Annotated in this window: 13 protein-coding genes; 7 read left to right on the top strand and 6 right to left on the bottom strand. The window is 38.9% G+C overall.

The window, feature by feature from the left end; genetic code table 11:
• From MKX47_RS17750 to MKX47_RS17730, 5 genes are all read left to right on the top strand, one after another.
• A complete protein-coding gene (locus MKX47_RS17750) occupies positions 1 to 1,149 on the top strand; it encodes a GerAB/ArcD/ProY family transporter (protein WP_340776850.1) in 1,149 nt (382 codons plus the stop codon).
• 186 nt (positions 1,150 to 1,335) lie between these two features.
• The gene (locus MKX47_RS17745; protein ID WP_340776848.1) at positions 1,336 to 2,370 is read left to right on the top strand and encodes a fatty acid desaturase; all 1,035 of its coding nucleotides are present in this window, start codon (positions 1,336 to 1,338) and stop codon (positions 2,368 to 2,370) included.
• An 81-nt stretch (positions 2,371 to 2,451) separates the two neighbouring features.
• The gene (locus MKX47_RS17740; protein WP_340776845.1) at positions 2,452 to 3,582 is read left to right on the top strand and encodes a sensor histidine kinase; all 1,131 of its coding nucleotides are present in this window, start codon (positions 2,452 to 2,454) and stop codon (positions 3,580 to 3,582) included.
• A gap of 1 nt (position 3,583) precedes the next feature.
• Positions 3,584 to 4,189, top strand: coding sequence for a response regulator transcription factor (locus MKX47_RS17735; protein WP_340776842.1), 606 nt, complete (start codon positions 3,584 to 3,586; stop codon positions 4,187 to 4,189).
• 181 nt (positions 4,190 to 4,370) lie between these two features.
• Entirely contained in the window at positions 4,371 to 4,676 is a 306-nt protein-coding gene (locus MKX47_RS17730; RefSeq protein WP_340776841.1) for a hypothetical protein, read from the top strand.
• A gap of 718 nt (positions 4,677 to 5,394) precedes the next feature.
• On the opposite strand, the gene MKX47_RS17725 is transcribed toward MKX47_RS17730, so the two are convergent.
• The 5 genes from MKX47_RS17725 to MKX47_RS17705 form a co-directional block, all read right to left on the bottom strand.
• Positions 5,395 to 6,366, bottom strand: a complete 972-nt coding sequence (locus MKX47_RS17725) for a proline dehydrogenase family protein (RefSeq protein WP_340776838.1) — start codon at positions 6,364 to 6,366, stop codon at positions 5,395 to 5,397.
• 81 nt (positions 6,367 to 6,447) lie between these two features.
• Entirely contained in the window at positions 6,448 to 7,194 is a 747-nt protein-coding gene (locus tag MKX47_RS17720; protein WP_340776836.1) for an ABC transporter permease, read from the bottom strand.
• The gene (locus MKX47_RS17715) at positions 7,191 to 7,856 is read right to left on the bottom strand and encodes an ABC transporter ATP-binding protein (RefSeq protein ID WP_340777872.1); all 666 of its coding nucleotides are present in this window, start codon (positions 7,854 to 7,856) and stop codon (positions 7,191 to 7,193) included. The genes MKX47_RS17720 and MKX47_RS17715 overlap by 4 nt, the downstream gene beginning before the upstream one ends.
• Positions 7,857 to 8,130: 274 nt before the next feature.
• Entirely contained in the window at positions 8,131 to 9,438 is a 1,308-nt protein-coding gene (locus MKX47_RS17710) for an ammonium transporter (RefSeq protein WP_340776835.1), read from the bottom strand.
• Between the two features lie 30 nt (positions 9,439 to 9,468).
• A complete protein-coding gene (locus MKX47_RS17705; protein WP_241371144.1) occupies positions 9,469 to 9,810 on the bottom strand; it encodes a P-II family nitrogen regulator in 342 nt (113 codons plus the stop codon).
• Between the two features lie 405 nt (positions 9,811 to 10,215).
• Here MKX47_RS17705 and MKX47_RS17700 point away from each other — a divergent pair, with 405 nt between their 5' ends.
• Together MKX47_RS17700 and nadE are read left to right on the top strand one after the other, a co-directional pair.
• Positions 10,216 to 11,685, top strand: coding sequence for a nicotinate phosphoribosyltransferase (locus MKX47_RS17700; protein ID WP_340776828.1), 1,470 nt, complete (start codon positions 10,216 to 10,218; stop codon positions 11,683 to 11,685).
• Between the two features lie 13 nt (positions 11,686 to 11,698).
• On the top strand, positions 11,699 to 12,523 hold the full coding sequence (gene nadE, locus MKX47_RS17695; protein WP_340776826.1) for an ammonia-dependent NAD(+) synthetase: 825 nt from the start codon (positions 11,699 to 11,701) through the stop codon (positions 12,521 to 12,523).
• Positions 12,524 to 12,599: 76 nt separating this feature from the next.
• Here the strand turns inward: nadE and MKX47_RS17690 are convergent, their stop codons facing one another.
• Positions 12,600 to 13,343, bottom strand: a complete 744-nt coding sequence (locus MKX47_RS17690; RefSeq protein WP_340776824.1) for a DUF4230 domain-containing protein — start codon at positions 13,341 to 13,343, stop codon at positions 12,600 to 12,602.
• Positions 13,344 to 13,497 lie beyond the last annotated feature (154 nt).

The raw sequence follows: 13,497 nt of genomic DNA, 5'->3' as shown, positions 1-13,497 counted from the left end.
GTGAACTTTAAGGAAGGGATGCCTAGATATGAAATGCTGCAAAATGTAAAAATAAACTCGTATCAATTTCTAGTTTTAGTAATGTTTTTTTCTATGGGAACGAGTATTTTAATTGTCCCATCAGTATTAGCGGAGGGAGTGAAACAAGACGCTTGGATTGCTGCGATTTTAGGTATTATAATCGGAGTAATCGTAATATGGTTATTTTGCTTAATCATACAATGGTTCCCCAATCTTACTTTTGTTGAAATATGCGAAAAAATTTTAGGAAAATGGATAGGAAAAGCGGTTTCCCTTTTGTTTGTATCGATGGCTTTTATTTATGCTGCAAGTCTTCTGTATTATTCAGGGACATTCCTAAATATACATTTGATGCCCAATACCCCAATGATTGCACTTAACCTTCTTCTCGCTCTAGCAATCGTAATGGGTGTCCGTCTTGGCATCGAGACAATTGCTCGTTCTGCGGAAATATTGATCTTTTTTTTCTTTATATTTTTTCTCCTGTTAGTGCTTTTTATTTTACCTGAAATGAAGCTGGAAAACATACAACCTATTTTTGAAGCGGGACCAATACCAATCATTCAATCAACTAAATCTGTAATTGAAGTTACTTCGGTTAATGCGGTAGTTTTGTTAATGATTTTTCCCGCCTGTATTAACAATTTGAAACAAGCGAAAAAATCCTTTTATATTGGCTACTTAATCGGTGGACTTGTCATCATAATCCTAACATTTTTATGCATTGCGGTTTTAGGTTTTTATAGTACAGCGGCTGAATATCATCCGAGCTATGAATTGGCTAAAAGAATAAATATAGGTAATTTTATACAGCGCATCGAGGCTTCGATGGCAGGATTATGGATTATCGCCCTTTATATTAAGGCAACGCTATATTTTTATGTTTCCGTATTAGGGCTGGCACAAATTTTTAATAGGAAAGATTATAAGCCCTTAACAATCCCATTAGGAGTAATTGTTGTAGTCCTTTCTGTCGTAATGTATCCGAGTGTCGTGTATCAAGAACATTGGAACGCAACAATCGGTATATATTATTCTTATTCCATTGGGTTATTATTACCGCTCTTATTGCTCATCGTAAATGCCATACGAAAAACGCATTTGAAAAAAGAAAAATCAACATCATAAATAGTAATTTCTTTTTGAAGAAAGTCTATAAACTTAAGTAAAAGTGCCACTCATCGTTAATGAAATGAATTATTACCTGGTCATATGACAGATGTCATAAAAAAGTTGTGATGTTTGCGCGTGTTGTCATGTCCCGCATTTTTATAAGATGTTGTTAAGCAAATTTGAGGGAAGAGGGATTACACGATGGCTAAAACAGATGCAGAAAAAACGAAGCAGCTACGAAAAGATGTAGCGCCGTTTGCGAAATCAGAAACACGCCTTAGCATTCAACAATTATTAAATACACTTGTCCCATTATTACTTATTTGGGGTGCAGGATATTTTTTATTACAATATTCACCTTGGTATACGGCACTTTGTAGCGTCATTGCTTCGGGCTTTGTTGTACGTACATTTATTATTTTCCATGACTGTACACATGGTTCGTTTTTCAAAAGCAAAAAGGCAAATGATATTATTGGGAATATTACAGGGATTTTTACGTCTTTCCCATACGAGAAATGGAAACGTGAGCATACGATTCACCATGCAACAAGCTCGAACTTAGACAAGCGTGGCATTGGTGATATTGATATGTTAACGGTGGATGAATACCTTGAAAAATCAAAAATGGGTCGCTTAGGCTACCGTTTATATCGTAATCCACTTGTGATGTTTGGCTTAGGACCATTGTTTATGGTACTTGTTTTAAATCGTTTTAATCGTAAAGATGCAAAGCGTAAAGAGCGTTTAAATACGTATTTCACAAACATTGTATTACTAGCGATTTGTGCGGTATTAATTTTTGTAAATGGCTGGGCAACGTTTTTATTAGTGCATGGCTTAACATTATTCATTGCAGGTGCTTTAGGCATCTGGTTATTCTATATTCAACATACTTATGAAGATTCGTATTTCGAGGTAGATTCAGATTGGGATTATGTAAAGGCTGCTGTAGAGGGTAGTTCGTATTACAAATTACCGAAAGTGTTACAATGGGTAACAGGAAACATTGGCTTCCACCATGTGCATCACTTATCACCGCGTATTCCTAACTACAAATTAGAAGACGCACATGAATCGGTAAAACCACTACAACAAGCGACGACGATTACAATAAAGACAAGCTTAGAGTCACTACGTTATAAATTATACGATCCAGAAAATTATCGCTTCGTTTCATTTAAAGAAGCAGCAAAGCGTGAAACAATGCGCGGCAAACAGTTCGCTGTAAAATAGTTTTCGAAATGAAAGGCACCTCAAATCATGCTTGAGGTGCTTCTTTTGATATAATAGCAATAAAAAAGAATCGAGGCTGTTATGCAAACTTGGTATAGTATCATCCCGAAAAGTCCGATGTTGAGTATTTATATATGGATAATTTTTTGCATTATGCCATTTTTCTTTATTATCCAATCCTTTACATTGTGGCAAATCATAGTTGGGGTTGTCATTATTTTTTGTTATTTCTTATGCCACTATTTTTCATTCCGCGCAAAGCCGGGCTTGAAATATATGTGGATTAGCTTTCAAATGGTGCTGAATATTGCGATGACACTCATATTTGGCTATGTGTATTTATCGCTCTTTACGGCGTTTTTTATCGGAAATATTAAGCAGGCTGTTGGGTTTTATATTATGTACGGCTTACATATTGGCTTTACTGTGCTGTCAATTGTTGGAGGCTACTTTATTTACCTCGATTTATTCATTGCGCAAACACCGTTTATTATTATTAATGTATTGGGTGTGGTCTTGCTACCGTTTACGCTGTACTCGAAAACAAAGCGTGAAAACTTAGAGGGTGAATTGGAAACTGCAAGAGAACGTATTTCGGAATTGACGGTTTTTGAAGAGCGTCAACGTATTGCACGCGATTTACATGATACACTTGGTCAAAAGCTATCGATGATTGGGTTAAAAAGTGATTTAGCTGCACGATTAGTTGAAAAAAATCCGGAACAAGCGATTTTGGAAATTAAAGATATTCGTCAAACGGCCAGTGTTGCACTAAAGGAAGTGCGTGAGCTGGTTGCGGATATGCGTGCGGTGCGGATTGAAGAGGAGCTTTACCGCGTAGAGCAAATTCTGAAGGCAGCGCAAATTAAATTGCGTTTAAATGGGGATTTATCCGAAATCAAAATGCCGACCTTAGCGGAAAATGTCATTAGTATGTGCTTAAAGGAAGCGGTAACGAATATCGTGAAGCATAGCGAAGCAACCATTTGCCGCATTAACTTTTATCAAAGTGATGATGAATTTCAAATGACAATTCAAGATAATGGAACGGGCTTTGAACGCTCGCATGAAATTGAAGGTGGCAATGGCTTAAAGGGTATGCATGAACGAATAGAATTTTTAAATGGCTCTTTAGAAATCGATAGTAGTGATGGGACGACCGTGACATTAAAAGTACCGTTAGCCATTACGCATCAAAAAGGGAGGAATTGACGTGATTCGAATTGTGATAGCGGAAGATCAAGGGATGCTCCTTGGTGCAATGAAATCATTGTTAAGCATGGAAGATGATATGGAAGTTGTAGGGCTTGCGAAAAATGGGGAAGAGGCCATTGAACTGGTAAATGAACTGCAACCGGACATTTGTATTATGGATATTGAGATGCCTGTGAAAACGGGGCTAGATGCTGCCGAGGCGCTACGTGGTGGTGATTGCAAAATCATTATTTTAACGACATTCGCACGCCCTGGTTATTTTGAACGTGCTCGAAAAGCGGGGGTACGCGGCTATTTATTGAAGGATAGCCCGATTGAGGAGCTTGTTAATTCGATTCGTATTATTATGGACGGTCGACGCATCTATGCCCCTGAGCTTGTGGACTTTGTGTATGAGGATGATAGTGAGAATCCATTAACAGAGCGAGAAAGTCAAGTGCTAGAGCTAGTAGCAGAAGGGAAAACGACGAAGGAAATTGCGGCTGAGCTGTTTTTATCTGCAGGTACGGTGCGGAATTATATTTCAACGATTTTAGATAAATTAGGTGTCGGCAACCGTATCGAAGCCATTGCCCGCTTTAAAGAAAAGGGCTGGAATAAATAGTGAAACAGTTGTTTACTTAATTGTTAGAGCGTGTTGGAGTGGAAAGTTATTCCAACACGCTCTTTTTTGGTGCGGTTGATGCATATGGTAAATTTGTATAAAACTTAACAACTACACCCTTTTTTGAATAAATTATGCTAAATTTGAAATGATCGGAAGTGAAAAGAAGGGAGATTCTAATATGACTTTAGCTTTGGAAATTGTTCGCACTTTATTACCTCTTGTAATCGTAGGTGGAATTGCGGTATTCGTAGTGAAAACAATGGAACGCAAATATAAGAAAGGCTCCTTGGGTAAGAAAGAATCAAAAGGTGCTCAAAACTTATTAGGTAGTTTCATACCATTAGGAATGTTGAGTGGTAGTGTTGTTGGTATACTCCTTAGCCTGTTTTCCCCAATCTCTTTACTTAATGCAATTACTTTAGGAGCTGGAATTGGTTTCTTATTTGGATACTTTGTTTATGAAATTTATAGCAAAAAGGAATAAAAGTTTATAGAGTATGCAAAATAAACTTAGTAAGCGCACCTAACGACGATTTGAAAACGACATATTCTACTTTTTAGCTAAATTAATAAGGATATTCTAGAAGATAACTCTAATAGCAAAAGGTTATCTAGAATAAGACTTTTAAAATAACCCAGTAAAAAAGCAGCTTCCGTAACCGATGCGAATACAATTATAGAACGTTTATGATTTAATAGAGTACGTACAAGAAATAAAAGCGATCTTTTAAAAATAACATCTATAATAAAGTTGATGATGTCAATGACAACTATAATCATAGGGGGAATTACTAGTCATGTTCATTAAAATATAATTGTGTTAGCAAAATATATCTCGGTTTCCTGAACGTATTATTTTCGGTCCTAAACGTAAGAACTTTCACCCTAAATGAATTTCAAAAAGCTCCTAATTCACGTTGCATTTTGGAGCCTTCTAAGAGCAACTAGGGGCAATTCGGTGTCTTAGTTGATTTTGTTTACCAAAAAGCTCTTTGGTAACGTTCTCTATAAAAAATCGTAAGTTATTAATAAGTACACAGCCCCTAAGAACGAGGCTGCTGAAGAACTAAGAAAACTTGAAAATTCATTGTAATAAATTTTGATTATATTCATTTATGACAAATAAAAAGTCGATTCATACTAAAAGTTTTAGCGTGAATCGACTTTTTCAGTGCCCTGCCTAAGAACTGGACGTCTTCTTTTTATTTTCGTTTCGTTAATCGTCCGAGTACGAACGCACCAGCGGCAACAGCTAATACCGTATTGGTCTTTTTATTGAACACTTGCTTTGTCAGTATGTTTAAGTTTTGTGGGCGTTCAGCCAATCCGCGCATAAAGTCACTGTACCAATCCTCACCATAAGGGACATACACACATAATGGATAGCCTTCTTTTACAAGTGCTTGCTGTAAATCTTTGCGATAGCCATAAAGCATTTGGAATTCAAATGTATCCTTTGGAATATTGTATTCCTCTACGAAATATTTCACGTGATTGATGATGTTATGATCATGCGTCGCAATGGATGTGAAATGTCCGTGTGCTAAATGATATTCGATTAATTCGATAAAGTTAATATCAATCTCTAATTTATCCTGATAAGCAATTTCTTCAGGCTCTTTGTAAGCACCTTTTACAATGCGAAGGCGGCTATCCTTGAAACTTTCGATATCCTCCTGTGCACGATGTAAATATGCTTGAATGACCGTACCAATATTTGAAAACGATTTTTGAAGCTCTTCTACGAACTCAAATGTCAGCTGTAAATGTGAGCTATCCTCCATATCGAAGCTAATAAAAATATCATATTCATTTGCATATTCTACGATTTCACGTAGGTTGTCATAGCAAAAATCAATATCGATTGATAAGCCTAATTGAGATGGTTTTAATGAAATATGGGCATTTAAATTTTCACTATGAATCGCTTCAATTAAAGCTAAAATTTCTTCCTTTGCCTGTGTAGCAGTCGCTTCATCGGTCACAAACTTACCTAAATGGTTGATTGTGCAGGACATGCCTTGCTCGTTTAGTTTGCGTACGCTTTCAAGGACCTCTTGTAAGTTTGTACCTGCTACAATGTTTTTCGCACCTAGCTTGAAGCCGTAATTTTGCGCGGCGGTGCTGAGTGCTTCGTTTTCAGATAATGAAATAAAAATATCGCGTAATGCCATGGAAATTCACTCCTTAAAATTTTTCGGCTGAATAAGAAAATTATACCATAGTCTTTTTTATGAGAATGGCCAACACCCCACTTAAATAACCTTTTGCATGCGCTCGTTGAATAGAGTTGGGTATATTAAAAAACCTAAAATGATTGAGGAAAGTGTCGCACAAGTTAATAAGGCAAAAATGATTAATATTTGAAATTGAACGGCTTCAATGGGGTTTGCGCCGCCGATAATTTGACCGCTCATAATGCCTGGTAATTGGACGAGACCGATTGTTTTCTGCGATTCAATCGTTGGAATCATGCTCGCTTTTATGGCGTCCATCAGTTGCTTATGTACAGCTTGTTTTGGTGTACCACCGAGCGATAAAATCAGCTCAATCATTTCTTCATTTGCCTCGATTTCAGCTTTGAAGCGATTTAAGAAGAGTATGGAAAGTACCATGGAATTGCCGATCATCATGCCGCTAATGGGAATAATAAAATTCGGCGTTGCGGGCATAATTTGTAAACCGAGTAACACACTCATAATAACGATTTCTACTGAAAGCAGTGTAAGGGCAATTTTCCAAGTAATGCCCGGAATATTTTCCCCCTTTTTCCGCGCATTCATCGTAGCTGCGAAAATCATTAATGTAATCATTAACAACATATAAAGGGTGCTCTCAGAATTGAAGATAAAGTTAAGTAAATAGCCCACTGCGAGTAGCTGAATGACTGAACGAATCGTGGCGATAATGGTATCGCGCTCTAAACCGAGCTTTAGAGTCTTCGATAAGATGAGCGGAATGAACACGAATAGTAAGGTTAACGATAAAGAGCTGTACGTCATGATTCATCACCCCGAGTTAGGAATTGTTGCACGACTGCATTTGGTGATTGGAAAAGTGCCTCTGTTTCACTTGCTTCAATGAGTTCTCCGTTTTTTAATAGCCATGTATAATGCCCGAGTCTTTGTGCTTGCTCGATATTATGCGTAATCCAAATAATGGTTACGTCAAACTGTTCATTTATTTGAACGATTAATTCTTCGATTTCACGCACCGATTTCGGGTCAAGGGAAGATGTAATTTCATCGAGTAGTAAAATTTCAGACTGATTGACAAGTGTGCGTGCGATTGAAAGCCTTTGTTTTTGACCACCGGATAATGCCGTTGCGTCTTTTGTCAAAAACGCTTCCGCTAGTCCAACAGCTATTAAAAATTGCTCGGCCTCTTCTTTTGGGAGGTCTTTTTGTTGTAATCTTCGTGGGAGTGCTAGGTTTTCGTAAACGGATGCCTTTAAAATAGGTGCAGATTGTAATGCAATCCCGACGCGGCGTCGTAATAGAGTGGGCTCGAGGGTTTTGATGCTATCGCCGTTAATTGTAATTTCGCCAGTAGTTGGAGAAACTAATCCATTGCAAAGTTTTAGTAAGGTTGTTTTTCCTGCACCTGAAGGACCGATTAACGTCGTGATCTTCCCCTTATAAATTGAGGCCGTTAAATTAGCAATAATGTTCGTATCGTTTATATTGAAATAGACATGTTGAAATTGAATGGCGCTTTCGATGATAGTGGCCTCCTTTGCTGTGTTTTTCTATAGTTTAGGATACGCGTTTGGCAGGACAATTGCAAAATAAGAAAAGCATGCTCAAATTGGGGGTTTGAACATGCTTTACTTGCTTATATATTTTGAAAGAATGATTCGAGAGTGTGTAAGGGAGCACACTCCGCGCCCTTTTGCTTTAGGGAGAGCAAAAGGGAATTCGGGAACCTAAAGGAAGTTATTAAACACGCTTTTCTTGCACCTGTGTATTACTTGGCGTTTTGCCTAAGTTTGTTAAGCGCTGCGCGAAGCTATCATTGGATTTTGTGACACCTGTAAACATATCCTGCATTTCATATGCGTATGCCCCGTGTTCTGCGATATCTAAGCCTTCGATTTCTTCCTCGCTCGTTACACGTAATGGAATGAAGGCTTTAATAACCAATGTGGCAATTGCTACTGTACTCGCAGTCCAAGTGATAACTGCTGCAACACCAAGTGCTTGAACGCCTAATAATGTCGCACCGCCGCCATAGAATAACCCACCGCCGGTAACATCGAATAGACCAACTGCTAATGTACCCCAAATACCTGCGACGCCGTGTACAGCTACCGCACCTACTGGGTCATCAACGCGTAATTTATGCTCAACAAAACGAACAGCTTCTACTAAGATGATGCCGCCAATAAAGCCTGCAGAAATTGCGCCAAGGATACTTAAGTTCGCAGCACCCGCTGTAATACTAACTAAACCAGCTAATGCACCGTTTAATGTTAAAGAACCGTCGATGTAGCCGTAACGGAAGCGTGTATAGATGGCTGTTGCGATAACACCAGCTGAAGCGGATAAAAATGTATTGGCAATAACACCAGGAACAGAAGAGGGATCAGCAGCTAATGTAGATGCCCCGTTAAATCCATACCAACCTAGCCATAGGATAAATACACCTAACGCACCAAGTGGAATCGAGTGACCAGGAATAACGTTCACCACACCTTTTGCGTACTTACCGATACGCGGACCGACCATTGCAGCGACTACTAATGCACCAACTGCACCCGTTAAGTGCACGACAGTAGAGCCTGCAAAATCCACAAAACCTAAAGCGGTTAGCCAGCCGTTCCCTTGCCATACCCAGTGACCGACGATCGGATAGACAATGGCAGTCATGACAACGACTAAAGCCATATAAAAGACGATGTTTGTACGCTCTGCAACCGCGCCCGAGATAATTGTGGCGCAAGTTGCTGCAAACATAGCTTGGAATACAAAGAATGCGACATCCTCTACACCACTCAGGGCAAAACCAGTCGTTCCGATAAATCCACCAGCGCTATCACCGAACATAATAGCGAAACCTACTGCAAAATAAACGATACCGCCAATTGAAATCGTTAACACGTTTTTCATTAAAATATTTACAGCATTTTTAGAGCGGGTAAATCCAGCCTCTACCATGGCAAAACCTGCGTGCATGAAGAATACAAAAAATGCACCGAGCATCACCCAAACTAAATTAATTGACAGTTCTAACGCTTCGTTTGTCATAAAACATTCCTCCTCTTTAGAAAATCATTATTAGTCGATGGCGATTGAGCCAAGTTCTTTTGTGCGAATACGAATAGCCTGTTCTACAGGGTAGATGAAAATTTTACCATCTCCTACTTCACCTGTTGAGGCTTCGCGTAATAATACATCGATGATTGCTTGCACCTTCGCGTTGTCAACAATCATCTCAAGCTTTAATTTTTGTGAGAACTCCATAGAATACGAATTTCCACGGAATAATCCGATGCGCCCCTCTTGACGACCTGCACCTGCAATTTCAGAAATGCTCAAACCATCGATACCTTCAAGAGCCAACCCTTCACGAACTTTTGCGAACACTTCAGGACGAATGATTGCTTCGATTTTTTTCAACCTCAACAACTCCTTATGTTATGTTATCTAACATAATAAAGTGGATTTTTAAGTAAATCAATACTTTGATGTAATAAAAACTAACATGTATTTTCGATTGGTTTCATCGAATTACGAGATATAGTTGGTATGTTTGACGTTAAAGCGCTACCAAAAGGAAATGGGATGGTTGTCAATTGGGAGAAATGAACAAATTTGTAACGTATGCAATGGGGGATTGTCATCTTGTGAAGAAAAATTACATTTGAATGACGTGGATAAGGAAATCTGATTTTTTGGGGGAAATCCAGACCGTTTTGACCGATTTGATACGAAATGTATTTTTCATAAGTTGTTGAGCGGTCGAAAAATTAGGAGATGGTGTATACTATGACTAATTATGTTTTTGGAAGAAGGGAACTCATCATGGCAGAAAAGTATGTAGACGATAGCTTAGCTTTGCATACAGACTTATATCAAATCAATATGGCAGAAAGTTATTGGGCAGATGGTATTCATAATCGTAAAGCTGTATTCGAACTGTATTTTAGGAAGTTACCATTCGGCAATGGCTATGCGGTATTCGCAGGATTAGAACGTATGCTAGATTATTTGAAGAACTTTAAATTGAGCGAAACGGATATTGCGTATTTACGTGATGAGCTGCATTATGAAGCGGACTTTATTGAGTACTTAAAAACCATTCGTTTTACAGGTTCGATGTATTCAATGGTAGAAGGGGAGCTTGTTTTTGCAAACGAGCCAATTGTACGTATTGAAGCACCGCTTGTAGAAGCGCAACTTATCGAAACGGCACTGCTTAATATCGTGAACTATCAAACGTTGATTGCGACAAAAGCGAGTCGTATCAAGCAGGTTGTACATGATGAGGTGGCGATGGAATTCGGTACGCGTCGTGCGCAGGAGATGGATGCAGCGATTTGGGGAGCGCGCGCATCGATCATTGGTGGCTTTGAATCCACTTCGAATGTCCGTGCCGGTAAGCTATTTAATATTCCGGTTGCGGGAACGCATGCACATGCATTAGTACAGGCATACAAAAATGATTATGATGCTTTTCACTCCTATGCAAAACGTCATAAAGATTGTGTGTTTTTAGTGGATACGTACAATACGCTCAAATCGGGTGTACCAACAGCGATTAAAGTAGCAAAAGAGTTAGGGGATAAAATTAACTTCATCGGAATTCGTTTAGACAGTGGGGACATAGCCTTCCTATCAAAAGAGGCGCGTCGTATGCTAGATGAAGCGGGATTCCCGAATGCCAAAGTGGTCGTTTCAAATGATTTAGATGAATATACGATATTGAATTTAAAATCACAGGGCGCACGTGTGGATTCTTGGGGGATTGGCACAAAACTGATTACCGCTTATGATCAACCTGCTTTAGGTGCAGTTTATAAAATGGTATCAATTGAAAATGCAAACGGTGAAATGGAAGATACAATCAAAATTTCAGCCAATGCCGAAAAAGTAACAACGCCAGGATTGAAGAAGGTGTACCGTATTATTAATAAGAAAAACGGTAAATCTGAAGGGGATTATATTACGATGGCGGATGAAAATCCACAGAATGAAAGTCGAATTAAAATGTTCCACCCGGTGCATACATTCGTATCGAAATTTGTGACGAACTTTGAAGCAAAAGAGCTGCATCAGTTAGCGATTGATCAAGGGAAAGTGGTTTACGAAAATCCAGCATTAATGGACATTCGTCAGTATGCAAAAGATAATTTAGAGCTCTTATGGGATGAATACAAGCGTTCATTAAATCCGGAAGAATACCCGGTAGACTTAAGCCAAAAATGCTGGGATAACAAAATGCGTAATATTAGGGAAGTACGCGATATGGTAGCAGAACTCGAACAAAATTAAGGAGTGTTGAACTGTGTCGTTACAACAACAAATTATCGAAGAATTAAAGGTATTACCACAAATTGATGTCGAGCAAGAAATTCGCCGTTCGATTGATTTTTTAAAGGATTATGCGAAAAAGCATACCTTTGTTAAAGGTTTTGTTTTAGGGATTAGCGGTGGACAGGACTCAACGCTAACAGGGAAACTAACGCAGCTAGCGGTGGATGAATTAAACGCCGAAGCTGCTGAAGCAAAGTACTCCTTTTGGGCGGTGCGTTTGCCTTATGGTGTACAAGCCGATGAGCGAGATTGTCAGGACGCGCTTGATTATATTCAGCCGACAAAAATTTATACAGTGAATATTAAAGAAGCGGTGGATGCGAGTGTTCGCGCATTAGCGGATGCGGGTATCGAATTGAGTGATTTTGCAAAGGGTAATGAAAAAGCTCGTGAACGCATGAAGGTGCAGTTTTCGATTGCTGCGATGAATGGTGCGGTTGTTTTGGGAACCGATCATGCTGCGGAAGCAATTACAGGATTCTACACGAAGTTTGGCGATGGGGGCGCGGATTTAATGCCGATTTTCCGTCTGAATAAACGCCAAGGTCGCCAAATTTTAAAGCATCTGGATTGCCCAGTTCATTTATACGATAAAGTACCAACGGCCGATTTAGAAGAAAATCGCCCGTCTTTACCGGATGAGGTAGCTTTAGGTGTAACGTATGAGCAAATTGATGATTACTTAGAGGGTAAAGAAATTCCCGAACAAGCACGCGAAACATTAGAAGGTCACTATAAACGCTCGATGCACAAGCGTCATTTACCGATTACAGTGTTTGATGATTTTTGGAAGTAAAAGATAAGCAAAAACCCGCCGTTTTGTTGGCGGGTTTTCTTGGTATGTCTGAAGTTATCTAGAATGCTCACAGGGATTATTTAAATGTAAGCTCCACAGTATAGCCAAGATTGCTAAAGAAACTTTTAAGGGCTTTCTCTGCATTTTTTTCGGCAGATGTGAGTAAACCCATTTCAATCGCTTCATCTTTAATTTTTTGCTGTGCTTCTGCTGCTAGGTTAAAACCTTCATCCCATTTCATTTCTCCACGGAATAGCCCCTCGTCTGAGAAGGTTTGGACGCGATCCATCTGAATGGCAGGCTCTTGTAGAAGCGTTGCCCGTGGTACATTGATTTCTAATAGCTTTTCCTTCTCGTCAACCTGTATATCATTGGAAGTGATTTCCTTCATATCAATACCTGCTGTAACTGTGGCTGGAACGATTAATAAGAGCTCTCTCTTTGTGCCTGGGAAATTGACCGGAATATCTTTACCGAACACCTTATTATCCTCTTCCTCAATGACGACCTTTACATGTGCCTCTGCAGTTGCTAACGTAGCTAATTCGTGAATTTGCTCTACAAAAGTTGTGCTTTCCTTTTTATATGTACTCCCGGAGAATGACCAAATGATTCCAAAGGCAATGACTATGAGGATCAATAGAATCATGAGAATCTTTACGCCCCAATATTTAAAAACTAGCTTAAATAGTGTGCCTGAAATATTGATGTTGCCTCTACTTGGTCCTACGACACTAGTAGCAGCACTTTCTTCTTCGCCTTTTTTAAGCTCTTTTAGTGCATCCTCAAATTGTGTTAATGCTTTTTCTTTTTTACTCATGGTATGACCACCACTCTTTCCTTTCTTAATTTCAAGAAGTGATTGCTATGATTATTTTAAGTAATCAAACTTGCGTGATAGGTTTCGATATCTAAAAGCTAATTATACTATAGATAATGCTATTTTTAGAGTGATATAGCTAAAAATAGAGGGG

It is taken from the genome of Solibacillus sp. FSL R7-0668 (assembly GCF_038006205.1).
Taxonomy (GTDB): domain Bacteria; phylum Bacillota; class Bacilli; order Bacillales_A; family Planococcaceae; genus Solibacillus.
This window is presented reverse-complemented; position numbering and strand designations above follow the sequence as displayed.

Coding starts and splice junctions, on each gene's coding strand:
- MKX47_RS17745 (WP_340776848.1), top strand. CDS start 1,336: ATGGCTAAAACAGATGCAGAAAAAACGAAGCAGCTACGAAAAGATGTA.
- MKX47_RS17740 (WP_340776845.1), top strand. CDS start 2,452: ATGCAAACTTGGTATAGTATCATCCCGAAAAGTCCGATGTTGAGTATT.
- MKX47_RS17730 (WP_340776841.1), top strand. CDS start 4,371: ATGACTTTAGCTTTGGAAATTGTTCGCACTTTATTACCTCTTGTAATC.
- MKX47_RS17725 (WP_340776838.1), bottom strand. CDS start 6,366: ATGGCATTACGCGATATTTTTATTTCATTATCTGAAAACGAAGCACTC.
- MKX47_RS17720 (WP_340776836.1), bottom strand. CDS start 7,194: ATGACGTACAGCTCTTTATCGTTAACCTTACTATTCGTGTTCATTCCG.
- MKX47_RS17710 (WP_340776835.1), bottom strand. CDS start 9,438: ATGACAAACGAAGCGTTAGAACTGTCAATTAATTTAGTTTGGGTGATG.
- MKX47_RS17700 (WP_340776828.1), top strand. CDS start 10,216: ATGGCAGAAAAGTATGTAGACGATAGCTTAGCTTTGCATACAGACTTA.
- MKX47_RS17690 (WP_340776824.1), bottom strand. CDS start 13,343: ATGAGTAAAAAAGAAAAAGCATTAACACAATTTGAGGATGCACTAAAA.